The following is a 23,599-nucleotide window of genomic DNA, read 5'->3' on the forward strand; positions in this document are numbered from 1 at the left end:
TGTTACTTGCCGAGGAACTTGTCGAAACCCTTGGGCAGGTTCAGCTGCGAGGGATCGAAGTCGCCGCCCTGCTGGCCGAAAGCGGCACCGGTGGGAAGCGCCTTGGCGGCGTTCGCGCGGCGGGCCTCGGCGTCCTTGCGCTCCTGGGCAGCCTTGGCCGGGTTGCCGGACTTGGCCTTCTTCTTGGGGGCGGCGTTCTTCGCGTTCTTCCGTGCGCCGCCGCCGGCACCGGGCATGCCTGGCATTCCGGGCATTCCCGGCATCCCGCCCTGGGCCATCTTCTTCATCATCTTCTGGGCCTGCGCAAAGCGCTCCAGCAGACCGTTCACCTCGGAAACGTGCACGCCGGAGCCACGGGCGATGCGTGCGCGGCGTGAACCGTTGATGATCTTCGGGGCCAGGCGCTCATGGGGCGTCATGGACCGGACGATGGCTTCGACGCGGTCAATTTCCCGCTCGTCAAAGTTCTCGAGCTGCTGGCGGATGTTTTGCGCGCCGGGCATCATCATGAGCATTTTCTTCATGGAGCCCATGTTGCGGATCTGCTGCATCTGGGCCAGGAAGTCTTCAAGGGTGAAGTCTTCCTGGTCGGCGAATTTCTTCGCCATCCTGGCAGCTTCGTCCTTGTCCCAGTTCTTCTCGGCCTGCTCGATGAGCGTCAGGACGTCGCCCATGTCGAGGATGCGGGAGGCCATCCGGTCCGGGTGGAAGAGTTCGAAATCATCCAGGCCTTCGCCCGTGGACGCAAACATCACGGGCTTGCCGGTGACCGACGCGACCGAGAGGGCGGCACCGCCGCGGGCGTCACCGTCGAGCTTTGACAAGACGATGCCGGTGAAGTTCACGCCCTCGTCGAAGGCGAGCGCCGTGTTTACGGCGTCCTGGCCGATCATCGCGTCGATAACGAACAGGACTTCGTTGGGCACGATGGCGCGGCGGATCTGGCGTGCCTGCTCCATCATGTCGGCGTCGACGCCGAGGCGGCCGGCGGTGTCCACGATGACGACGTCGTGAAGCTTCTGGCGGGCTTCCTCAACGCCGGCGCGGGCAACCTCCACCGGGTCCCCGGCCGGGTGGTCCAGTTCGGAGGACGTGGCTCCCGGGTGGGGCGCGAAGACCGGTACCTTGGCCCGCTCACCCACTACCTGGAGCTGGGTGACAGCGTTGGGGCGCTGCAGGTCGCAGGCCACCAGCATGGGGCTGTGGCCCTGGGACTTCAGCCACTTGGACAGCTTGCCGGCGAGGGTGGTTTTGCCCGCGCCCTGGAGGCCGGCCAGCATGATAATGGTGGGGCCGTTCTTGGCCAGGCGGATCCGGCGGGTTTCGCCGCCCAGGATCTCCACCAGTTCCTCGTTGACGATCTTGACGATCTGCTGGCTCGGGTTCAGTGCACCCGAAACCTCGGAGCCCAGGGCGCGTTCGCGCACCCGGGCTGTAAATTCACGGACTACGGGAACGGCAACGTCCGCGTCCAGGAGGGCGCGGCGGATCTCCCGCACTGTGGCATCAACGTCCGCCTCAGTGAGGCGGCCCTTGCCGCGGAGATTCTTGAAGGTTGCTGTCAACCGGTCAGAGAGTGAATTGAACACGTGCCGTGCACTTCTTTCAGTGGATGATCGTGACTCGACTATCTAGGGTACCAAGCCGGCCCGCAAGGTGGCATGCTGGCGAAATGACGAGCCAAACAACGGTAAAAACCCTGCTCATCCTCGGCGCTTCCGGAGACCTCACAGGCCGGCTGCTCCTGCCGGGCCTCGCACGCCTTGTGGCCACGGGCCGCGCGGCAGGGCTGCGGCTGGTGGGGGCAGGCTCGGATCCCTGGACGCCGGAGCAATGGCGGGAGAGGGTGCATCAGTCTTTTGCGGCGTCGGCGGAAGCGGCCGATGCCGCAGGCCAGGCGTCTTTGGAGGACCTTGAAAAGGAAACCGTCTACCACCAGCTCGATGTCACCGCCGACGGTGCTCTGGCCGCGGCCCTGGCCACCCTGGAGGGTCCCACGGCCGTCTATTTCGCGTTGCCGCCGCGGATCAGCCAGCTGGCCTGCGAAACCCTCCGGCCGGACCAGGTGCCGGCCGGAACGCGGCTGGTGATGGAAAAGCCCTTCGGCTCCAGCGAGGAATCCGCCCATTCGCTGAACCAGACCCTGGCGCGTCTGGTCCCGGAGGACCACATCCACCGGGTGGACCACTTCCTGGGGAAGGCCACGGTGCTGAATATCCTGGGTCTGCGGTTCGCCAACAACTTCCTGGAGCCGGTCTGGAACCGGCATCACGTGGAAAAAGTGGAGATCATTTTCGACGAAGACCTGGCGCTGGAGGGCCGGGCACGCTACTACGACGGCGCGGGCGCACTCCGCGACATGATCCAGAGCCACCTGCTGCAGATCATGGCCCTGATGGCCATGGAGCCGCCGTCGAGCATCAGCGAACGGGACCTGCGCGATGCGATTTCGACGGTCCTGCGCGCGGCCAGCGTCGGCGCGCCCTACGCCGGGTCCACCCACAGGGCGCGTTACACGGCCGGCACACTGGCAGGAAAGGAAGTCCCGGACTATGCCCGGGAGGACGGCGTGGACGCGTCACGCGGGACTGAAACCCTCGCCCAGATCCAGGTAGGAATCGAAAATTGGCGCTGGAAGGGCGTCCCGTTTATTCTCCGGTCCGGAAAGGCGATAGGCGTTAAGCGCAAGGAAGCCGTGGTGACGTTCCGGCCGGTGCCCCATCTGCCCCGGGGCTTTACCGGGGTGGATTCGCCCAACCAGCTTCGGATCGGCTTCGGGCCGGACACCCTCGAGTTCGACGTCGATGTGAACGGTCCAGGGGAAATCCTCAGCCTGTCCCGGATCACCCTTGAGGCAGAACTAAGCGCCTCCGAACTCCTGCCCTACGGTGAAGTCCTTGAGGGTGTGCTGGCCGGCGATCCGTTGCTCTCCGTCCGGGGCGATACCGCAGAAGACTGCTGGCGGATCGTTGAGCCGGTGTTAAAGGCATGGCAGCAGGACAGCGTCCGCCTGGAAGAGTACGACGCGGGATCGGCCGGTCCGGCGGAATGGTCCAGTACCGCGCGCGCAGAGTAGCGCCAGGCGGACCAGCAGGCAGCGGGTAGGGCAGAACAGAAGAGCGGGCAGGAAACCTTTGGGTTTCCTGCCCGCTCTTCCCAGGTGCCAGCCTGCCGTGTCGACGTGCCGCCGCCTAAATGGCGGCGACGCCGCGTTCCCCGGTGCGGACCCGGACTGCTTCGAAGACGTCAATGGTCCAGACTTTGCCGTCGCCGGCCCGGCCGGTGTTCGAACTGGCGATGATGACGTCCAGGATGTCATCGGCCTGCTCGTTCGTCGCCAGGACTTCCACCCGGATCTTCGGCAGCAGGTCCACGTTGTACTCGGCGCCGCGGTACACCTCGGTGTAGCCGCGCTGCCGGCCGTAGCCGCTGGCCGCGCTGACCGTCAGGCCCTGTACGCCGTAGGCTTCCAGTCCTTCCCGGATGGCTTCGAGCTTTTCCGGCCTGACGATTGCGGTGATCAGTTTCATGCCCCCACGCTTTCCTTACCTGTTGCTGATTCTTTCTTCGACGCTGCGGCTTCGGCAGCCTGTGCGCCTTCCTGCTGGGTCTTGCCCGTGATCATGTCGTGCAGCGGCTGGAAGCTTCCGCCGTGGCCGCTGACACCGAACTCGTAGGCGGTCTCGGCGTGCAGGCTGAGGTCCACACCCACCGTTTCCTGTTCCTGCGAGACCCGGAAGCCCATGGTCTTGTGGATGGCCAGGGCAATGATGGCCGTCAGGATCGCGGAGTAGGCAATGGCGATTCCTGCTGCTGCGAGCTGTGCCCACAGCTGGGTGAATCCGCCGCCGTAGAACAGGCCGCCACCCACGCCGTCGGCGGGCAGTGCGATGAAGCCCAGGGCAACGGTGCCGATGATGCCGGAGACGAGGTGGACGCCGACGACGTCGAGCGAGTCATCGAATCCCCAGCGGAACTTGAGTCCCACGGCGAGTGCGGAGGCTACTCCGGCTACCACGCCGAGGCCGAGGGCACCGACGGGGCTGACGTTGGCACAGGCGGGGGTGATGGCGACGAGGCCGGCAACGACGCCGGAGGCTGCGCCCAGCGAGGTGGGGTGGCCGTCGCGGATGCGTTCGGTGACAAGCCAGCCGAGCATGGCTGCCGCGGGGGCAGCGAGGGTGTTGACCCAGATGAGGCCGCCCTGTTCAGCAGTGGTGGCGGCGCCGCCGTTGAAGCCGAACCAGCCGAACCAGAGGATGGCTGCGCCGAGCATCACGAACGGGATGTTGTGCGGGCGGTGGTTCGGGTCCTTGCCGAAGCCCTTGCGGTTGCCGATGATCAGGACCAGTACCAGGGCCGCGACGCCTGCGTTGATGTGGACCACGGTGCCACCGGCGAAGTCGATGGCGGGTCCGAGTGCCTGTCCCACGGCACCCTCGGGGCCGAACAGTCCGCCGCCCCAGACCATGTAGGCCAGCGGGCAGTACACCAGTGTGACCCAGACGGGGACGAACACGGTCCAGGCGCCGAACTTGGCGCGGTCGGCGATGGCGCCGCTGATCAGTGCGACGGTGATGATGGCGAAGGTGGCCGCGTAGCCAACCTTGATCAGTCCATCAGGTGTATCGATCCCCTCGAGGCCGAACGTAGCGAAGGGGTTGCCGACAATCTGCAGGAAACCTTCGCCGGAGCTCATGGATGCACCCCAGAGAACCCAGACAACGCCGACCATGCCGATGGAGATGAAGCTCATCATCATCATGTTCAGTGCGGCCTTGGCACGGGTCATGCCGCCATAGAAAAATGCCAGACCTGGTGTCATGAACAGCACAAGGGCTGCCGCCACCATGATCCAAACGTGACCTGCGGTAAGTTCCATGGTGCACGTCCTCTCTCATCGATTCTTGCGGAGTCCTCCGCCTGCCAACGCCTTTTCGCGTCCTGTAAAGAGTTTGTCGTTGGCGTGTTTCGCCCGCGGAGGATTTAGATTGCCGGCCTGTTACAACAACCTCTAGGAAGTAAATGGTGCATATCGCACTTGTTACGGTTGTGTTTCCTCGTTCCCGCCGGCACCTGGCCCACCTGACTGCAAGGATTTCCGCACCATGACGGCAGCACCCCGCGGAAGCGGCGCCACTTCAAGGATCCTGGCCCGCCTTCGGCCGAATCGGGACCGGCTTCCGCGCGACATCAAGGTGATGCTCGTTGCCGCGTTCCTGATTGCGCTTGGATTCGGGCTTGTTGCGCCCGTATTGCCGCAATTCGCAACAACCTTTGGGGTGGGCAACACCGAGGCATCCGTGATTGTTGCCATCTTCGCGTTCATGCGGCTGGTCTTTGCTCCCGCCGGCGGGAGCCTGATCGGCAAGGTGGGTGAACGGCCCGTCTACGTGGCCGGGCTCCTCATCGTGGCCGTGTCGACGGCGGCCTGCGCCTTTGCCCAGGACTACTGGCAGCTGCTGCTCTTCCGTGGGCTCGGCGGTGCCGGCTCCGTGATGTTCACTGTGGCGTCGATGGCCCTGGTGATCCGGCTCGCGCCGCCGGAGAGCCGCGGCCGGGTTTCCGGGGCATACGCGTCAGCGTTCCTTGTCGGCAACGTGTGCGGTCCCATTGTAGGCGGGTTGTTGGCCGGGTTCGGCCTCCGGATACCCTTCCTGGCCTATGCCGCGGCGCTGGTCGTTGCCGCGCTGGTGGTGCAGACACAGCTGAGCCACCAGCGCCGCGGATCAGCGAGCGAACAGCAGCGGGCACCGGACATGCACTTTGGGGAGGCCCTGGCAACCGGCGCGTACCGGGCTGCGCTGGCATCCAGTTTCGCGAACGGCTGGGGCACGTTCGGTGTCCGGATGGCCACTGTTCCGCTGTTGGCCGCTGCTGTCTTCGGCGCCGGTCCGGAGGCGGCGGGGCTGGCGTTGGCCGTCTTCGCCGCAGGCAATGCCGCGGCGCTGACCTTTTCGGGCAGGTTGGCGGACAGCATGGGGCGCAGGCCCATGATGATCGCGGGGCTGCTGGTGGCGGGCGCCGCCACTGCTGCCATCGGGTTCGCTGACCAGCTCGGGTGGTTCCTGGCCGCCTCCGCAGTGGCCGGCGTCGGCTCCGGGCTGTTCGGGCCCGCCCAGCAGGCGGCCGTCGCAGACGTGATCGGCACCGGGCGGTCAGGCGGCAAGGTGCTGGCTGTGTTCCAGATGGCGTCCGACGTCGGAGCGATCGTTGGGCCTGTCGCGGCCGGTGTGCTCGCGGACCGTTTGGGCTATGGCTGGGCTTTCGGGGTTACCGGCGGCATCATGCTGCTGGCAGCGGGCGCGTGGCTCGGCACCAGGGAGACCCTCAAACCCGCCAAGGCCTGAGGGTCTCCGGCGGGACTAGTTCAGCAGGGCGTCCACAAATGCTTCGGCCTCGAAGGGCGCGAGGTCGTCCGCGCCTTCGCCCAGTCCGATGAGCTTGACCGGAACGCCAAGGGATTTCTGGATGGCGACCACGATGCCGCCCTTGGCCGTGCCGTCCAGCTTGGTGAGGACGATGCCCGTGATGTTGACCACTTCTGCAAACACCCGCGCCTGGTTCAGCCCGTTCTGGCCGGTGGTGGCGTCCAGCACCAGGAGGACCTCATCCACCTCAGCCAGCTTTTCCACGACGCGCTTGACCTTCCCGAGCTCGTCCATGAGGCCAACCTTGTTCTGGAGCCGGCCGGCGGTGTCAATCATGACCACGTCGACTTCCTGGTCGATGCCGGCCTTGACCGCCTCGTAGGCAACAGAGGCGGGATCGGCGCCGTCGATGTCCGATTTGACGGTGGGGACGCCCACGCGCTGGCCCCAGGTGGCCAACTGCTCGGCGGCAGCGGCCCGGAAGGTGTCTGCGGCACCCAGGAGGACGTCCTTGTCCTCCGCCACCAGCACGCGGGCGAGCTTGCCCACGGTAGTGGTCTTGCCGACGCCGTTCACGCCGACGACCATCATCACGGCAGGCTTGCCGTCGTGGCGCTGGACATTGAGGGTGCGGTCCATCGCGGGATCTACGAGCTTGATGAGTTCTTCCCGGAGCAGCACCTTGACGTGCTCCGGGGTCCGGGTGCCCAGCACCTTGACCCGCTCACGCAGGGCGTCAACCAGCTGCATGGTCGGTTCGGTGCCAAGGTCAGCCAGGAGGAGGGTTTCCTCAACTTCGTCCCAGACGGTTTCGTCGATGTTGTCGCTGGACAGCAGGGCCAGGAGGCCCTTGCCCATGATGTTGTTGGAGCGGACGAGCCGTTCGCGAAGGCGCATGAGCCGGCCGGCTACCGGCAGCGGCGTCTCTACCGGGATGACCTCCAGCCCCGCCGCGTCGTCCGGGACTGTGGTGGTGTCCAGTTCCTCCAGGTCCACGGTATCGGCGGCCGTGCCGTCCGTGGTGGTGGCCGACCTGTCCTCGACCGCCGTGCTGCCGCCCCGGGGCAGTACGGGATCGTTGGCGTCCCGGGTGCCCGGGTACTGGTTGATGTTTTTCCGCGTCTTGAGCAGGACCGGAATCAGCCCGCCAATAACCGCCAAGGCAGCAACAATGGACAAAATTATGGGGAGGATGTCATTCACTCCCCTAGCTTCTCACACAGGCATGACGCGTGATTGACGCCAAACGGGCACCGCCCGCCGCCAGACGCGCCTAGACCTCAGCTGCCAGGCGCTGGCTGATCACGGTGGACACGCCGTCGCCCCTCATGGTCACGCCGTAGAGTGCGTCCGCCACTTCCATGGTCCGCTTCTGGTGGGTGATGACAATGAGCTGGCTGGACTCCCGGAGCTCCTCAAAGATGGTGATGAGCCTGCCCAGGTTGGTGTCATCCAAGGCAGCCTCCACCTCATCCATCACATAGAAGGGCGACGGGCGCGCCTTAAAGATGGCCACCAGCAGGGCGACGGCGGTCAGCGAGCGCTCACCGCCGGACAGCAGCGACAGGCGCTTGATCTTCTTGCCCGCAGGGCGGGCCTCCACGTCAATACCGGTGGTCAGCATGTCCCCCGGATCCGTGAGGACCAGCCGTCCCTCGCCGCCGGGGAACAGCCGCTCAAAGACCCTGATGAACTGCGCCTGGGTATCCTCGAAGGCTTCGGTGAAGACCCGCTGTACGCGGTCGTCCACTTCCTTGATGATGTCCAGCAGGTCCTTGCGGCTGGCTTTCAGGTCCTCCAGTTGCGTGCTGAGGAACTGGTGGCGCTCCTCGAGCGCGGCGAATTCCTCCAGTGCCAGGGGGTTCACCCGGCCCAGGCTGGAGAGGTCGCGTTCGGCTTTCCGGAGCCGTTTCTCCTGCTCCTCGCGGACGTAAGGCTTTCCCCCGATGATTTCCGTTCCGGCGGCGTCCACCGGGGCGCGCAGGGCCGCCCACTTGTCGGCGCTTTCCCCGGCCGGGACCGGAACGGGAACGTCCGGCCCGTAGTCCGTCACCAGGGCGTCCGGGGTAATTCCGAGCTCATCAATGGAGCGGCTTTCGAGGGCTTCGATCCGGGCCAGTTGCTGTGCGCGGGCCAACTCATCCCGGTGCACATTGTCCGTGAGTTCGGCCAGTTCCCGGGCGAAGGTGTCGTTCGCTGACCGGATGTGCAGCAGTTCGCTATCCCGCTGTTCCCGGTTCTCCTCCGCAAGGTCGCGCTCGTGCCGTGCGACGTCCACGGACACATCCATGTACCGCAGGGCGAGTTCGACGGCGGCTGCGACGGCCGCGGCACGTTTCGCCTGGGCGCGCCGGCTGCGGGCCCGTTCCGCGGCTTCCTCGCGCGCGCGGCGTTCGGTGGCCGCCGCACGCTCCAGTGACGCAACCCGGTTTTGGGTGGCGGCGAGTTGTTCTTCGGCGCTGCGCAGCGACAACCGTGCCTCCACCTCGGCGGCCCGGGCTGCTGCCGCCGCGGCGGCAAGGGCATCCCGATGCCCGGTGGAGGGCTCCTGCTCCAGCGGCGCTTCCTGGGCGGCGGCCAGCCGCGCGGCCACGGCAGCGAGCGCCTCCTCTTCCGCCGCAACGTTTTGCTCGGCCCGCGCCAGCGACGCCGCCAGCCTCTCGCTTTCACCCACGGCACTGCGGAGCACGGAATTGAGGTGTCCCAGCCGCTCGGCAACAGCGGCCAGCCTCGCATCTGACTCATGCAGCCGGTCAAGGGCGGCGTCGGCCCGGTCCTGCGCCTCTGACCGCCGGGCCTCGGCGCCGGCCAGGGCGAACCTGCTGCGCTCAAGCCCAGCGGTGACGGCGGAGAGTTGGCCTTCGGCGTCGTCTACCGCAGCCTGGACTTCCAAAAGCGACGGGGCTTTGGCTGACCCGCCCGTGGCGGAAACAGCCGTAAAAATATCACCCGCCCGGGTCACCGCGGTGATCTCTGGGTGGGCCGACACCACGGCGGCAGCTGCCTGGACGTCGGGGACGACGGCGATGCCGTTCAGCAGGTGCCTCACCGCCGGGGCGGACAATCCGGCGTCCCTGATGAGTCCGGCAGCCCATTCGGCTCCCTCGGGGAGGGACGGCGCCGGGCGGGCCTCAGCTCCGGAAGCGGCACCTGCGGAAGCCAGCAGGAGCGACGCGCGGCCGGCGTCGTCATCCTTCAGAACCTGAACCACTGCTGCCGCCGTCTCCTCGTCGCGGACCAGCACCGCTTCGGAAGCCTCCCCCAGGGCAGCGGCTATTGCCGTTTCAAAGCCCGGTTCCACGGTGAGTTCCGCGGCGAGGCTTCCCAGCACTCCTGCCACGCCTGCCTGCAGGACATGGGCCGCACCGTCTTTCCTGGTGAGGCCAAGTTTCAGGGCGTCCAGGCGCGCCGCGAGGGCATCACGCTTCCGGATTCCCTCGCTGACGGCGGCGGTCAACCCGGAGATTTCCTGCAGCACCGCGTCCAGGGCCTCGCTGGCGGCCTCGTAGTCCGCATCAAGGGATTCCTCGCCCTCCTCCACCCCGGCCACCTGGTTTTCAAGCGCTGTGAACTCGGATTGTGCCCGGGCGCGCCGCTCCAGCCCCGCGGCCTGGGACTCCCGGAGCCTGCCCAGCTCAGCCTGCGCGGATTCCACGCGGGACCGTGCAGCGGCAACCTGCCCGGCGAGCCGTGCCAGTCCTTCGCGCCGGTCAGCGGCGGCCCGCAGAACTGCTGTGAGCCGTTTGTCTTCGGCTAGTGCTGCAGCTTCGGCTTGCGCCTTTGCCGCACTGGCCGTCTCCAGGGCACTCCGCCTGTCCAGGATGTGGCGTTCGAGTTCGGCGAGCTCCTCCCGGACCCGGGCGGCCTGGCGCTCCAGCTGTTCAGGGTCCCGGCCGGCGGGGGCCGGCTCAGTGGAACCGAGCAGGCGGCTGCGTTCCCGGGCCAGCGAGCCGAGGGAGCGGAGCCGTTCACGCGAGGCTGTCAGCCGGTACCAGGTGTCGCGTGCCGCGTTCAGTTTTGGCGTTGCCTCGGCGGCGAGCTGCTCCAGGGCGGCCTGCTGCCGGCGGCCGGCAACCAGTTCCTGCTCGACGGCGACGCGGCGGGTTTTCAGTGCGGCTTCATCTGCCACGTCCTGCTCCAGAGCTTGCTGCAGCTGGACGAGGTCATCCGCCAACAGCCTGGCCCGTGCGTCGCGGACGTCGAACTGGACACGCTGGGCCCTGCGGGCAACCTCAGCCTGTTTGCCGAGCGGGGTGAGCTGGCGCCTGATTTCTCCGGTGAGGTCGGTGAGGCGCTGCAGGTTGGCCTGCATGGCCTCCAGCTTGCGCACTGTCCGTTCCTTGCGGCGGCGGTGCTTGAGGATGCCGGCCGCTTCCTCAATGAAACCGCGGCGGTCCTCCGGGGTGGCGTGCAGGACCCTGTCCAGCTGGCCCTGGCCCACGATGACGTGCATCTCGCGGCCCAGGCCGGAGTCGGAGAGCAGTTCCTGGATGTCCAGCAGTCGGCAGCTGGCACCATTGATGGCGTACTCGGACCCGCCCGCGCGGAAAAGCGTCCGCGCGATGGTCACCTCGCTGTACTCGATGGGCAAGGCACCGTCGGTGTTGTCGATGGTCAGCGAGACGTGGGCGCGCCCGAGCGGTGGCCGGCCTGAGGTTCCGGCGAAGATGACGTCCTCCATCTTCCCGCCGCGGAGGGTCTTGGCACCCTGCTCCCCCATGACCCAGGCCAGGGCATCCACCACGTTGGACTTGCCGGAGCCATTCGGGCCCACCACGGCGGTGACGCCTGGTTCGAACTCGAAGGTGGTGGCGGACGCAAATGACTTGAACCCCCGGACGGTCAGGCTTTTGAGGTGCAAGGCGTTTCGGATCTCCTGGCTGGCGTGTGGCACATGCTTCGCTGCACCAAATCTACTGCGTCGTGGTGGAATGCCCGGGATTTAGCAGCAGGCGGACTACCAGCGGCCGTTCCGGGGGCGGGGCTGGCAGACCGGACAGGTGTGTGAGGAACGGTTCATGAACTGGTCGCGGCGAATCACTGCATGGATTCCCGCAGCGGCGCACCGCTTGCACGGCTGTCCCTCCCGGCCATAGGCGTTGAGGGACCGGTCGAAGTACCCGGAAGCGCCATTGACGTTCACATACAGCGAGTCGAAGCTGGTTCCGCCGGCGGCCAGCGCATCGAGCATCACGTCACGTGCGCTGCCCAGCACCCTTTCCGCTTCGGCCCGGCGGAGGGTGTCCGTGGGCCGGGCAAAGTGCAGGCGCGCACGCCACAGTGCTTCGTCGGCGTAGATGTTGCCGATGCCGGATACCAGCCCTTGGTCCAGCAACGCCCGTTTGAGTCCGGTTTTGCGCTTGCGGAGGCGGCGGTAGAAAAGGTCAAACGAGAAGGCCGGGTCCAGAGGATCCCGTGCGATGTGCGATGCTTCCTCTGCTATCAGCGGGAGGGGCGATTCGGCGAGTCCGCCAGGGCCGCCGTCGTCCGTTGGTACCAGCGAGGTGACGAACAATCCGCCGAAGATCCGCTGGTCCACGAACCGCAATTGTTCGGGCATGCCGTCGCTGGAACTCAAACGGAACCGCACTTTGAGGTGCTTCTCGTCCGGAACGCTTCCGTCCTGCAGAAGCAGTTGGCCGCTCATCCCGAGATGGGCCATCAGTGCCACGGCGGGACGGCCGACGACGGAAGGGCTTGGATCCAGGGTGCCGGCGGGGGCGTCCAGCAGCGGCATCCAGAGGAACTTGCCCCGCCGCACGACGTCGGCGACGGTGGCCCCCTCGAGGTTCCCGACGAAATCCCCGGCACCCAGCGCATGGCGGCGGATTGATCGTTCGTCAAGGACGTCCACGCCCTCGATGGTCCGGCCGCGGACCCAGCTCACCAGGCCGCGGCGGACCACCTCAACTTCGGGAAGTTCGGGCACAACGCCTACTTGGCGGCGATGGAGCCGGCTGACTTGCCGCCGGTGGCGGAAGCGGGAGCCTTTGACGCGGCAGTGCCGGAAAGGGCGCGCCACGCATCAGCGGCAGCTTCCTGCTCCGCTTCCTTTTTCGAGTGGCCGGTACCACTGCCGTAGGCCGTGCCGCCGATGTGCAGGACTGCTGTAAAAACCCGTGCGTGGTCCGGGCCGGAACCCTCCACCGCATAGTGGATGGTTCCGAGCTGGCGGCTGGCCGCAAGTTCCTGGATGCTGGTTTTCCAGTCGGTCCCGGCGCCCAGGGCAGCCGCGTCCTTCAGCAGGGGCCCGATCAGCCGCATCACGAGCTGGCGGGCCGTCTCAATATCGTTGGACACGTAGGTGGCACCGATCAAGGCCTCCATGGTGTCTGCAAGGATCGACGCCTTGTTTTTTCCCTCAGTGAGCTTTTCGCCCTGCCCGAGGTAGATGAATTCGCCAATGCCCAGGCTACGCCCGATGCCGGCAAGGGCCCGGGTGCTGACTACAGCCGACCGGCGCTTGGCAAGATCGCCTTCGGGAAGGTCCGGGTTGTCCCGGTACAGGGCGTCCGTTACGGAGAACCCCAGGATGGAGTCACCCAGGAATTCGAGCCGCTCGTTGGTGGGGATGCCGCCGTTTTCGTAGGCGTAGGAACGGTGTGTGAGCGCAAGACGAAGCGTCCCGGCGTCAATAGAGACACCGAGACGCTTCAGAAGCTCTTCAGTTGAAGACATCATGTCAGCCTGAGTGGCCGATTAGACGTCCGCGACCTTGCGGCCCTTGTACTCAAGGAACAGCGCAGTACCGGCCGAGTCGGTGACAACCTTGGCCTGGTGCGGCAGGCTGTAAGTAACCTGGCCGTTCTCCACGGTCTTCACCAGGTGGGGGGCGGTCGCCTTCCACTGCGAGCGGCGGGCGCGGGTATTCGAGCGAGACATTTTCCGCTTGGGAACAGCCACGGCTAACTCATTTCTCTCTAGACAAACACGTACAAATCAATTTTGCCGGTCAGGCTTAGCCATATCAGCTAGGGCAGCCCAGCGAGGGTCCAAGACCTCGTGGTGGTGCCCCGGCTCGTCTTCCAGGCGAACTCCGCATTCGGAGCAAAGGCCCTGGCAGTCTTCCCGGCACACCGGCTGGAACGGCAGATTGGTGACAACCGCGTCCCGCAACACCGGTTCAAGATCGATTACATCGCGCTCGACTCGACGTTGCTCTTCATCATCTTCTTCGTCCGAAAGCTGTACGCCTTCATAGAAGAAAAGTTCTTGCACATTGACCTCAAGGTCATACGCAAGGGGATCCAGGCATCGGCCGCATTCACCAGTTACTTCGGCAAGCGCGGTTCCAGATACCAGAATTCCTTCGTGTACGGCCTCAAACCTCAGATCCAGCTCGACATCCGAGCCTTCCTGAACACCAATGAGCGCCACACCAAGATCACCCGGTGCGGGTACATGTTCCTTCAGTGTCCGCATGCTTCCCGGACTGCGTCCGAGGTCCTTGACGTCGAACGCCAGGGGCGAACCAGCATCTCTTTTAATGAGAACTCCTGTTGAACATATGACCGACGTACCATCTTAGCCTGAAGAGCCGCGGGGACTCAAACCGACCAGCGGGGACCGCCGAAGTACCTGACCAGCCTACCCTCTTGGCTGGTCATCGACCGACGACCCGCCCGCCACCATCCTGCGGTGCACTGACCTGGGGACGTAGTCGGAGACGCTGCCGCCCAGGCCCGCGACTTCCTTGATCAAGGTGGAGGACAGGTGGATGTAGTGGGCTTCTGCCGGCAGGAAGACTGTTTCCACACCGCTCAACTGGCGGTTCATGGTGGCCATGGGCAGCTCGTAGTCGAAGTCGGAAGAGGATCTAAGGCCCTTAACGATGGCTGACACACCCCGCTGCCGGCAATACTCCGCGAGGAGCCCATCGCCCACCGGTTCCACCACAATGCCCTTCAGCGACGCCAGCGTTTCGCGGGCCATGTCCAGCCGCTCTCCCAGCGTGAACCTGTACTTCTTGGCCGGGTTGTTGGACACCGCAACGATGACTTCATCAAACAAACTGGCAGCCCGTGCAATAACCTCGAGATGGCCATTGTGGATGGGGTCAAAGGATCCGGGGCAGACAGCTCGTCTCATGCTCCGAACCTACCCCATGAAAAGGCCGGGATACCATGACTGGATGCATCCTCGACGGGAACTTTCCACCCCCCTGGCCCCTGCCCCCTGGCAACGGACGGCACTAGGAGCCAATCTCCTCGGGCCGGACGGCGGGCTCGGCGTCACCATCTTCGAGGAGATGACCACCCTCGCTGCGCAGACCGGTGCCATCAACCTGGGCCAAGGTTTTCCGGATGAGGACGGACCGCTGGAAATCAGGGAAGCTGCGCGCGCCGCCATCGCCGCCGGCGTGAACCAGTACGCACCCGGCAAGGGAATCCTGGAACTGCGCCAGGCAGTGGCCGCCCACCAGGAAAGGTTTTACGGCCTCTCCCCTGACCCGCAGACCGAGGTCATCATTACCACCGGTGCCACCGAGGGCATCGCCGCCGCACTGCTGGCCTTCGCCGGTCCAGGGGACGAAGTCCTGACGTTCGAACCGTTCTACGATTCCTACGGCGCGGTGATCGGACTCACCGGCGCCACCCACGTAACGGCCCCGCTGCTGGCCCCGGATTTTATGCCGGACCTGGCCGCCCTGGAAGCAGCCTTCACCGGGCGGACCAGAGCGGTGCTGCTGAACAACCCGCATAACCCCACGGGTGCAGTATTTCCGCAGAGCGTCCTGCAACGCGTCGTTGACCTGGCCAGGAAGCATGACTGCCTGATCATCACGGACGAAGTCTACGAACACCTCACTTTTGGCGCCCGCCACGTGCCGGTGGCGTCCCTGCCCGGAGCCGGCGACCGTACCATCACCATCTCCTCTGCCGGCAAGACGTTTTCCCTGACGGGCTGGAAAATCGGCTGGGTCACAGGCCCGGAGGAACTTGTGTCCGCCGTGCGCACCGTCAAACAGTTCCTCACCTACAGTTCGGGCACCCCGTTCCAGTCCGCCATTGCCGCCGGGCTCGGTTTGCCGGACGCCTTCTACGATGGCGTTGCCGCCACCCTGAAGCGCAAGCGGGACATCCTCAGCGACGGGCTGCGGGCCGCGGGCTTCGACGTCTACACGCCGCAGGGTACATACTTCGTGAACGTCGACACCGCGCCGCTGGGAATCCATGATTCCGTGGACCTGGCCCGCAGGCTTCCGGGCCTGGTGGGCGTCGCCGCCATTCCGGTCCCGGTTTTCTGCCATCCGGAAGGCGCGGAGAGGACACGCAGCCTGCTCCGCTTCGCATTCTGCAAAAAGACAGAGGTCCTCGAGGAGGCTGCCGCCCGGCTCGCCACCCTTGGCGGGCTGGTTTGATGCAGGCAGGCAGCGGGCCGGGAGCGGCACGGTTCCTTCGCACCACCGGACAGCACGCATCCATCGAGCCGGACACTTTCACCGAGGGCAGCTACGTGCTCAGCATCGGCGGGGCGGAACAGTCGCACGTGAACCTGGCGCGGCCGGAGGAGATCTTCTACGAGTACCTGCGGCGGATCGGGCATCTGGTGGACCTTTCCGCCCCCGCAGGAGCGCCGGTCACCGCGCTGCATCTGGGAGCGGGGGCCCTGACATTGGCGCGCTACATCCAGGCGACCAGGCCGGGATCAACCCAGTACGCGGTGGAGCTGGAACGTGAGCTGCTCGATTTCGTCCTCCGGCAGCTGCCCCTCCCCGAGGGGACCAAGCTGCACTCCATCATCGGAGATGCCCGGGATGCCCTGGCTGACCTTGATCCGCGCCTCCGCTTTGACGTGGTGATCCTCGACATCTTCTCCGGCCCCGAAGCGCCGGCCCACCTTGCCTGCACCGAGTTTTACAGCGAGCTGCGGAACTGGCTTGCCCCGCAAGGAATCCTGATCGTCAACGTCGGAGACGAGCCGGGCCTCACCCTGGTCCGGAGCCAGGTGGGCGCAATGCGGCGCGCCATGGGTGACGTTGCCGCTTTTGCTGAAGCAGGCATGTTCGAGGGCCGCTACCCCGGGAACATCATTTTGGCCGGCACCCAAACAGCCTGGCCGGCCGGCTGGTCCGCGGAATTGGCCGCGCGGGGACCGCATCCGGCCAGGGTCCTGGCAGGAGTGGACCTGGACGCCCTCGCGGTCTGAACACGGCCGGACCGGGCGGGTTGCCTAACTGCCGCTGCCGTCCGCCTCAACCGGATCCGGGTCAGCCGTGTCCGCATCCACGCCTTCCGCCTCAAGGGCGTCCGCGTCGATGGCGTCCGGCACAAAGGGCTCCGCAAACCACAGCCGGGTTTCGCCGTACTTTTTCTCTGCGAACCGCGCCAGCCCGCCCGGCCACGCCGGTTCCGGCGAACGGGAGGACCTCTCCACCACCACCACTGCCGCCGGCGCCAGGTGGGCGGCCAGCTTTTCGAGCACAGCGGCCAACGCGACCTCCTCCAGCGGATACGGCGGGTCCAGGAACACAAGATCCCATGCGGCGGCGGCAGTGGCGCGCTCCAGGAACGGTTCCACCTTGGACCGGTGCACCGTCACCGCTTTGCGGCCCAGGACCCCGTTGATGAGGTCCGCGTTGCGCTGGCAAACAGCACTCGCCTTCGCATCGGACTCCACCAAGTCTACAGTTTGGGCGCCCCTGCTGCCGCTCTCCACGCCCAGGGATCCTGAGCCGGCATAGAGGTCCAGCACCCTGGCACCACTGATGACGTCAAAGGCATCAAGCCTGGAGAAAAGCGCTTCCTTGACCCGGTCCGTAGTGGGCCTGGTCAGGGAGCCCGGGACCGCCTGCAGGGGCGTGCCACCCGCTGCTCCTGAGATGATCCGGCTCACTGGCCACCTGTATTTCCGCCGCCGTGCCTTGCGGGTCCCACCGTGCTAACCGCGTTCAAGGAACGCCTCCTTTTCGGGGTTGAGGTACTTGTCGATTGCTTCGGCCAGTTCCTGGTGTGCAGCCAGCGACGGATCATGTGACACGATCTGCTGGGCGTCCTCCCTGGCCCGGCTGATGACGGCTTCATGCTCAAGCACACGCAGCAGCCTGAGCGTGGAGCGGCCGCCGGACTGGGAGGCACCCAGGATGTCGCCCTCGCGGCGCAGCTTGAGGTCCTCCTGGGAAAGCTCGAAACCGTCCGTGGTGGCGGCCACTGCTTCCAGGCGCTTCCTGCTGGGGTGGCCAGGCTCCAGGGCGGTGACCAGGAGGCAGGTTCCGGGTAGCCCGCCCCTGCCCACCCGGCCGCGCAGCTGGTGCAGCTGCGAGATGCCGAACCTGTCGGCGTCGAGGATGACCATCAGGGTGGCGTTGGGGACATCAACGCCCACCTCAATGACGGTGGTGGAGACAAGCAGCTTGACCTGGTTATCCACAAAGCCGGCCATGGCGGCGGCTTTCGTGTCCGGAGGCTGCCGCCCGTGAAGCGGCGCCAGGGGAACACCGGAAAGTGCCGGCTCGGCCAGGAGTTGTTCGACGACGGCGGTCACCGACGCGAGTTCCCGTCCGTTTTCCCCCTCAACGCCCTCCGCCAGGTCCGCTTCCCCCGGGCTGAAGTCGCCGTCGTCGTCCGTACCGATCTTGGGGCAGACAACATACACCTGGTGCCCGTTATCGATTTCCTCGCGGGAACGGGACCAGATGCGCCCGGCCCAGGCAGGGTTTTCGGCAAGGCCAACCAGGTGGGTGCTGATAGGGGCCCTGCCTGCGGGCAGTTCGTCCAGCACCGACGTCTCAAGGTCCCCGAACACGGTCATGGCAACAGTACGCGGGATGGGCGTGGCGGTCATGACGAGCAGGTGGGGCGGCTTCCGCGCCTTGGCGCGAAGGGCATCCCGCTGTTCCACGCCGAAGCGGTGCTGCTCGTCCACCACGATCAGGCCAAGATCGTAAAAGGTGACGTTGCCGCTGAGCAGGGCGTGGGTGCCGATGATGATGCCCGCAGTCCCGGACGCGGCATCGAGCATGGCCTGCTTCCGTGCGGCGGTGGGCATGGAACCGGTGAGCAGCGTGACCTGGACCGCGGCAGCGTCCAGCCCGCCCAGCAGGCCATCTTTGGAGAGCGCTCCCAGGGAACGGCGGATCGACTCATGGTGCTGGGCGGCGAGGACTTCGGTGGGCGCCAGCAGTGCGGCCTGTCCCCCGGCGTCCACCACCTGCAGCATGGCCCGCAGCGCCACGATGGTCTTGCCCGACCCCACTTCGCCCTGCAGCAGCCGGTTCATCGGCGAGTCGCGGGCAAGTTCGGCCGCCAGGGTCTTCCCGATGGCCGCCTGCCCCGCCGTGAGGGTGAAGGGGAGGTTCGCGTCAAAGGCGGCGAGAAGCCCGTCAGGAACCTGGCGCCGGGCCGTGGCTTCCTCCGCGGCCAACTGCGCCCGCCGGCGCGCCAGGGCGGACTGCAACACCAGCGCTTCGTGGTACCGGAGCCGGTCCCGCGCCCGCCGCCAGTCGTCAGCGGATTCGGGCTCGTGGATGAGGCGGTAGGCCCGGGCCAGCGGCAGGAATTTTTCGCGGCTCACGACGGCGGGCGGGACCGGATCGGGCAAGGCGTCCAGGTCCAGCGTCTCCAGCAGCGTCTGGACAGCCTTCTGGATTTTCCAGCTGGGCAGTTTGGACGTGGCCGGATACACCGGGATAGGCATGGCGGCGAGTTTTTCCGGGTCTTGGCTGCCCTCGCTGAATGGGTCATCATCCAGGAGCTGGAAATCCGGGTTGGTGAGGCCGAGTTGTCCCTTGAACCTGGTCACTTTTCCGGAGAACAGGGCCCGGCGTCCCGGCAGGAGGTCGGTTTTTGCTTTGTACCCGTTGAAGAATGTGATTTTGAGGGTGCCGGGCGCTTTGCCGCGGTAGTCCGTCCCGCCGACCAGCCGAAGTCCTTGCCGCCCGTCGTCGTCGGACACTATGACGTCGGTGATGGTTCCGCGCCGCGCCTGCATGTTCCGGGTACTGCTGGACAGCACCCTGGCGATGAGCGTGACTTCCTCGTCGAGGGGGAGCTCGCCGATGGGTGTCAGCTCCCCGCGGTCCATGTAGCGGCGCGGGAAGTAGTTCAGCAGCCCGTCCACCGTGGTGATGCCAAGATGCTTCTCAATGACGGTCGCGGAACGCTTTCCGAGCCGCCGTTCCAGCGCGAGGTCCAGTTCAGCGGTCATGCCCACTGGAGTTCACTGCATCGGTGTGGGGTTCGCGGGGCAATGCGAGTTCGCTGATACTGAGTTGGGAAGGCTCCCCCAGGCCCCGGATGATGCTCACAGCCGGTTCGGGTTGCGGAACGTGCACATGGACCCGCCAGCGGTAGTTCCCCTCAGCGTCTTCGTTGCCGCCTACCTGGCTCATGATCACGGACTCGCCGATTTCGTCGAGCTGCTGCCGGAGGGTGGCTGCGTTGAGGGGTGAAAGGTTGATGGTGCACATGACTTCGACGCCGTCATCGTCGGGCAGGGCAGTGTGGATGTGCGGATCGGATACGTCATAGCCGTGCAGGCCGTCGAGCAGCTCGCTTTGGAGCTCCTGTCCCAGGACGGCGGAACGCAGGCAATCCAGGATCAGGAGCATTCCCACTCCGCCGGCGTCCACTACCCGTGCCGAGGTCAGGGCGTCCAGCTGGTCCTCGGTGCGGATCACGGCAGCCAGGGCACCTTCAACTGCGGCATCCAGGGCCAGGCCCAGGGCGTGGTTGCTGTCGTCACCGTTTTGCCCGGCGTCCACCGAGGCCGCAGCCCGGGCTGCGGCCTCCATGACTGAAAGCATGGTTCCCGGAACGGGGTCGCTGAGGGCTGACCATGCCCGGATCTGGGCCCGGTTAAGCGCTGCGGCGAGCAGGGTGGACGTCAGCCGGGTGTGGCCCGCCAGGGGTTCAGCCGCGGCACACAGGAACACCGAGAGAAGGGTCCCCGAGTTTCCGCGGGCCTCCTCCATCGCGGCCTGGCCGGCGGCGGCCAGGACGACGCCGACATCCAGCTGGGCGGGCTGGTCTTCAGCCGCAGCAGCAGACCGGGCGGCCGCGCGCACGGTCAGGTACAGGTTGGTACCTGTGTCCCCGTCTGCCACCGGGAAGATATTGATGGCGTTCAGGCGGTCACTGTGGTTCCCAATGACGGTCTCAGCCTTGCCCAACCACCTCTTCATCGCTTGCGCGTTGGCGGCAACCTTAGTGTGCAAAGTGATCCCATCCTCCGGCGTCCGCGGGCCGGCCCGCGATCTTGACGCTCGGGCTTTCGTTGCTTCCCAGTGCTTGTACTGAGCCTATCGCAGCGAATCCGGGAGGCAGCTGAACATCGGCAGGGAATGTGGCCAGCAGGCCGTGGTCCTCCCCGCCGTTGAGCACCCATGCCGCGGGGTCCGTTCCCAGCAGCGCCGAGGCGGGCCGCAACACTTCCCCCAGCACCTGGACTTGCGCCGGGTCCAGGTCGATTGCCATGCTGCTGGCTGTTGCCAGCCGTAACCCGTCGCGCAGCAGTCCGTCCGAGATGTCCAGCATGGCCGTGGCACCGGCCGCCCTGGCTGCGGGGCCGGCATCCAGCGGTGGCCGCGGCCTGCACTGCAGGTCCAGGAAGGCGCGCTCAGTTTCACCCAGAGCATTGACGTTTACGGTGGACTCCAGAAGGGCCAGGCCGGCAGCAGCATGTCCGGCCGTACCGGCCAGCGCCAGGACATCCCCCGGCTTCGCCCCGGACCGCAGCACGGCGTGGCCGCCGTCCAGGGTGCCGAGTACGGCAACGGTGACCGAAATTTCCCGGCCGCGGCCAAGGTCTCCTCCCGCCACGGAACATCTGCCGGCTCCGAGTTCCCGGATCCCGGCCGTCAGACCGTCCGCCAGGTCTTCCACCCAGCTGACCGGTGTCCCGGGTGGAAGGGTGAGGCTCACGACGAGGGACGTGGCGGTGGCCCCCATGGCATTGATATCGCTGAGATTCTGCGCCGCGGCCTTCCATCCGACGTCGAACCCGGTGGTCCGGTAGCCGTTCGGCCATTCCAGGCGGAAATCCTGGTCCTGGACCTGCGTGTCGATGCTGATGACGGTCTTCCCGTCCGGCGCCGCCACAACGGCGGCGTCGTCCCCCGGCCCCAGCAGCGTGGCTTGGGAGTGGGACCCTTCCATGGAAAGGCGGGGAAATATCCGCGCCAGCAATTCGGCTTCGGAAAGGCCGGCGACAATAGGCTGGCGGTCAACGCGGTTGCGGAGGTCTTCGGGCACGCCACTACGCTACCGCGCCCGGCCGACATCGTGTCCGCGTGGACGTTCAGCGCCCGCGCAACATGGTGCAGTTGACGGCTACCCGCCATCCCTCTGGGGTCACAGGAATGGATACTTCCGGCAGTGCCGAATCAGCGTCACACCGGGTCGCAGCGACCTGCACAGCGGCAGCCCATTCTGGTCCCGTCTGACGTGTAGTGGTGGCCTGAAAGAAGTGGATCGAAAGAAAAACAACCATGAGGGCAGGGGCCCAGTACCTGCTCCTGCTGGCGGCAATCAGCTTTCTGTCCTCGGCCACGGCACATGCCGCCGGTATCAGGACCAGCAGAAACATTGACGGGGCCGCTGCATAACGGAAGAAGGTGAAGACGGTCAGCCACTCTTCCCGTGTGAAATTGGGAAAGTCGAACTCGGGTGAGGGGTTCAGGACGGTTGCTGCCGTCCAACAGGCGGCGGCTGCCGCAAATGCATACAGTGCCACGGCCCTCCAGCGGGGGTGGCCGAACACAAGGATGTAAGCAAGCAGGCCGACGATGACGGCGCAGGGAACAGCAACGGCGTAGCCGCCAAAGGTCGCAACGTTGAGCGCCATTGTATGCGCATCAGTCACCCACATGGACCCCACCGCCTGGAGCAAAAAGCCGTACAGGATGGACAACGGCTCGGTTGCGTCGACTCGTGGTGCAGCCGAATACCGCGGCGCGACGATGGTTGCTACGAGCTGGAGGCCGCTCCCGAGGACCAATGCGGCGGGCGCCCAGTAGTTCCTCTTCCAAAAAGCGGACCAGATAGCCAGGGGGAGAAAGAAAGCGACAAGAATCTCGGTGGTTGCGGCGGCCAGCATCGCGGCGAAGACGGCAAGGCCTGAATACCACGTCCGCGGACGATAGATGAGGAGCCATGGGCAAAACCAGAGCATGTACCAGTGGAGGTTGGCGGCGTTTGCCCAGCACTTCCAAAGGCCCAACAGGCACAAGCACCGGTATCATCGCCACCATCAGACGGTAGCTGCGGTGCTGGAAGAGCTGGCCGGACAGGACATAGGAACCGACAGAGATGGCTGCAACCACCATGCAGCTTGTGAAGGACATCATCGTGGCGTAGGCCTCAATGGGACCTACGGAGTAGGCGATGGCCGCTACGAGGCGTGGAACGGTGTGCAAATAGCCTGCATAGGGAGTCACGATGCTTTGCCAGGGCCCGGATGACATGGCGTCGGCCAGGAAGACCACAGCATCTTCAGCCCAAACGGTGCCTCGAGTGACTTCGGGCAGGCGGAACCAGGCCAGGAAGCTAAGGCCAACGACTGCAAGCAGCCAGCCTGCTGCACTAACGCCTCGCCGGCGGGCAGGGAACGACGCCTCGTTTTCCATTGACTCCCGGCGGGACAACTCGGCAATCGCAGTCTTTTTCATGGTAAAACCACCTTATAGGGGGCTCGGCGGCATCGAAGACGGGCGCAGGCACGGCAGGAGTCGCCGACAATCGCGCGGCGATTGGTCTTGCCGCTTCCCAGCCGGGATGATGGAGGGATGCACCGCCCCCATACTTCCCTGACCGCCCGCGCTGCCAGGACGGTATTGATCGGGGCTTTTGCAGCCCTCCCGCTGGCCGCCTGCGCGCCGGTGGTGGACGTGCCGGCTGCCAAGGATGCGGCGAACCCGGCGTGTGCTCCTATGATGGTGGCGCTCCCCGAGGCCATTGGGGACTCTGCGCTGCGCAAGACGAACAGCCAGGCCACTGCCGCCTGGGGCGATCCCTCATTGGTGGTCCTGCGCTGCGGCGTAAACGTGCCGGGACCTACTACCGACCGCTGCGTTACCGTCAACGGGATCGACTGGGTCATCAAGGAAGGCGACCCCGTATGGACGCTCACCACCTATGGCCGGGAGCCCGCCACGGAGATCCTGATGGACCCGGACAAGATCAGTTCCGCCACGGTTCTTGCCGACCTAGCCGCTGCCGCAGCGGAGGTCCCGGCCGGCCGGAACTGCGTGGGCCAGGAAGAACTGCAGAACCTGCCGCAGAGCCAGTAGG

At 65.9% G+C, this 23,599-nt stretch carries 20 protein-coding genes; 5 read left to right on the forward strand and 15 right to left on the reverse strand.

What is annotated here, in order from left to right:
• Positions 1 to 2: 2 nt before the first annotated feature.
• Complete coding sequence (ffh, locus tag QFZ36_RS04135; RefSeq protein ID WP_306634154.1) at positions 3 to 1,589, reverse strand: signal recognition particle protein; 1,587 nt, start codon at positions 1,587 to 1,589, stop codon at positions 3 to 5.
• Between the two features lie 83 nt (positions 1,590 to 1,672).
• Between ffh and QFZ36_RS04140 the strand changes: the two genes are divergently transcribed.
• Positions 1,673 to 3,076 carry a glucose-6-phosphate dehydrogenase gene (locus QFZ36_RS04140; protein WP_306634156.1) on the forward strand — a complete coding sequence of 468 codons (1,404 nt, stop codon included), beginning with the start codon at positions 1,673 to 1,675 and terminating at the stop codon, positions 3,074 to 3,076.
• 115 nt (positions 3,077 to 3,191) lie between these two features.
• On the opposite strand, the gene QFZ36_RS04145 is transcribed toward QFZ36_RS04140, so the two are convergent.
• Together QFZ36_RS04145 and QFZ36_RS04150 are read right to left on the reverse strand one after the other, a co-directional pair.
• Positions 3,192 to 3,530 (reverse strand): P-II family nitrogen regulator, encoded by a 339-nt coding sequence (locus QFZ36_RS04145; protein ID WP_306634157.1) that lies wholly within the window; start codon positions 3,528 to 3,530, stop codon positions 3,192 to 3,194.
• Complete coding sequence (locus tag QFZ36_RS04150) at positions 3,527 to 4,882, reverse strand: ammonium transporter (RefSeq protein ID WP_306634159.1); 1,356 nt, start codon at positions 4,880 to 4,882, stop codon at positions 3,527 to 3,529. The genes QFZ36_RS04145 and QFZ36_RS04150 overlap by 4 nt, the downstream gene beginning before the upstream one ends.
• A 226-nt stretch (positions 4,883 to 5,108) precedes the next feature.
• Here QFZ36_RS04150 and QFZ36_RS04155 point away from each other — a divergent pair, with 226 nt between their 5' ends.
• Positions 5,109 to 6,350, forward strand: coding sequence for an MFS transporter (locus QFZ36_RS04155; protein WP_306634160.1), 1,242 nt, complete (start codon positions 5,109 to 5,111; stop codon positions 6,348 to 6,350).
• Between the two features lie 15 nt (positions 6,351 to 6,365).
• On the opposite strand, the gene ftsY is transcribed toward QFZ36_RS04155, so the two are convergent.
• The 7 genes from ftsY to coaD all read right to left on the reverse strand — a co-directional run bounded on the left by ftsY (position 6,366) and on the right by coaD (position 14,459).
• Positions 6,366 to 7,574 carry a signal recognition particle-docking protein FtsY gene (gene ftsY, locus QFZ36_RS04160; protein WP_306634161.1) on the reverse strand — a complete coding sequence of 403 codons (1,209 nt, stop codon included), beginning with the start codon at positions 7,572 to 7,574 and terminating at the stop codon, positions 6,366 to 6,368.
• 70 nt (positions 7,575 to 7,644) lie between these two features.
• Entirely contained in the window at positions 7,645 to 11,232 is a 3,588-nt protein-coding gene (smc, locus tag QFZ36_RS04165) for a chromosome segregation protein SMC (RefSeq protein ID WP_306634163.1), read from the reverse strand.
• A 96-nt stretch (positions 11,233 to 11,328) separates the two neighbouring features.
• A complete protein-coding gene (gene mutM / locus QFZ36_RS04170; protein ID WP_306634166.1) occupies positions 11,329 to 12,300 on the reverse strand; it encodes a bifunctional DNA-formamidopyrimidine glycosylase/DNA-(apurinic or apyrimidinic site) lyase in 972 nt (323 codons plus the stop codon).
• Positions 12,301 to 12,305: 5 nt separating this feature from the next.
• Entirely contained in the window at positions 12,306 to 13,049 is a 744-nt protein-coding gene (rnc, locus tag QFZ36_RS04175) for a ribonuclease III (RefSeq protein WP_306634168.1), read from the reverse strand.
• A gap of 21 nt (positions 13,050 to 13,070) precedes the next feature.
• Positions 13,071 to 13,274, reverse strand: a complete 204-nt coding sequence (gene rpmF, locus QFZ36_RS04180; RefSeq protein WP_009356569.1) for a 50S ribosomal protein L32 — start codon at positions 13,272 to 13,274, stop codon at positions 13,071 to 13,073.
• Between the two features lie 36 nt (positions 13,275 to 13,310).
• Positions 13,311 to 13,835: a YceD family protein gene (locus QFZ36_RS04185; RefSeq protein WP_306639087.1), complete on the reverse strand. Its 525-nt coding sequence runs from the start codon at positions 13,833 to 13,835 to the stop codon at positions 13,311 to 13,313.
• A gap of 123 nt (positions 13,836 to 13,958) precedes the next feature.
• A complete protein-coding gene (gene coaD / locus QFZ36_RS04190) occupies positions 13,959 to 14,459 on the reverse strand; it encodes a pantetheine-phosphate adenylyltransferase (protein WP_306634170.1) in 501 nt (166 codons plus the stop codon).
• A gap of 43 nt (positions 14,460 to 14,502) precedes the next feature.
• On the opposite strand from coaD, the gene QFZ36_RS04195 reads away from it, so the two are divergent.
• Positions 14,503 to 15,732, forward strand: coding sequence for an aminotransferase class I/II-fold pyridoxal phosphate-dependent enzyme (locus QFZ36_RS04195; RefSeq protein WP_306634172.1), 1,230 nt, complete (start codon positions 14,503 to 14,505; stop codon positions 15,730 to 15,732).
• A complete protein-coding gene (locus QFZ36_RS04200; protein ID WP_306634174.1) occupies positions 15,732 to 16,520 on the forward strand; it encodes a spermidine synthase in 789 nt (262 codons plus the stop codon). Before QFZ36_RS04195 ends, QFZ36_RS04200 begins: the two co-directional genes overlap by 1 nt.
• A 24-nt stretch (positions 16,521 to 16,544) precedes the next feature.
• Here QFZ36_RS04200 and rsmD read toward each other — a convergent pair whose 3' ends face one another.
• From rsmD to QFZ36_RS04225, 5 genes are read right to left on the reverse strand one after another with little or no spacing between them, the layout of a single operon-like run.
• On the reverse strand, positions 16,545 to 17,207 hold the full coding sequence (gene rsmD / locus QFZ36_RS04205) for a 16S rRNA (guanine(966)-N(2))-methyltransferase RsmD (protein WP_306634176.1): 663 nt from the start codon (positions 17,205 to 17,207) through the stop codon (positions 16,545 to 16,547).
• Between the two features lie 45 nt (positions 17,208 to 17,252).
• Positions 17,253 to 19,517 (reverse strand): ATP-dependent DNA helicase RecG, encoded by a 2,265-nt coding sequence (locus tag QFZ36_RS04210; RefSeq protein ID WP_306634178.1) that lies wholly within the window; start codon positions 19,515 to 19,517, stop codon positions 17,253 to 17,255.
• Positions 19,507 to 20,493: a DAK2 domain-containing protein gene (locus QFZ36_RS04215; protein WP_306634180.1), complete on the reverse strand. Its 987-nt coding sequence runs from the start codon at positions 20,491 to 20,493 to the stop codon at positions 19,507 to 19,509. The genes QFZ36_RS04210 and QFZ36_RS04215 overlap by 11 nt, the downstream gene beginning before the upstream one ends.
• A 22-nt stretch (positions 20,494 to 20,515) precedes the next feature.
• Positions 20,516 to 21,562 carry a thiamine-phosphate kinase gene (gene thiL / locus QFZ36_RS04220; protein ID WP_306634181.1) on the reverse strand — a complete coding sequence of 349 codons (1,047 nt, stop codon included), beginning with the start codon at positions 21,560 to 21,562 and terminating at the stop codon, positions 20,516 to 20,518.
• Positions 21,563 to 21,608: 46 nt separating this feature from the next.
• Positions 21,609 to 22,406, reverse strand: coding sequence for a hypothetical protein (locus QFZ36_RS04225; protein WP_306634183.1), 798 nt, complete (start codon positions 22,404 to 22,406; stop codon positions 21,609 to 21,611).
• Between the two features lie 688 nt (positions 22,407 to 23,094).
• Between QFZ36_RS04225 and QFZ36_RS04230 the strand changes: the two genes are divergently transcribed.
• Entirely contained in the window at positions 23,095 to 23,598 is a 504-nt protein-coding gene (locus QFZ36_RS04230; protein ID WP_306634185.1) for a DUF3515 domain-containing protein, read from the forward strand.
• Position 23,599 lies beyond the last annotated feature (1 nt).

Origin of the sequence: Pseudarthrobacter siccitolerans, assembly GCF_030823375.1 — a bacterium.
Taxonomy (GTDB): Bacteria; Actinomycetota; Actinomycetes; order Actinomycetales; family Micrococcaceae; genus Arthrobacter; species Arthrobacter siccitolerans_A.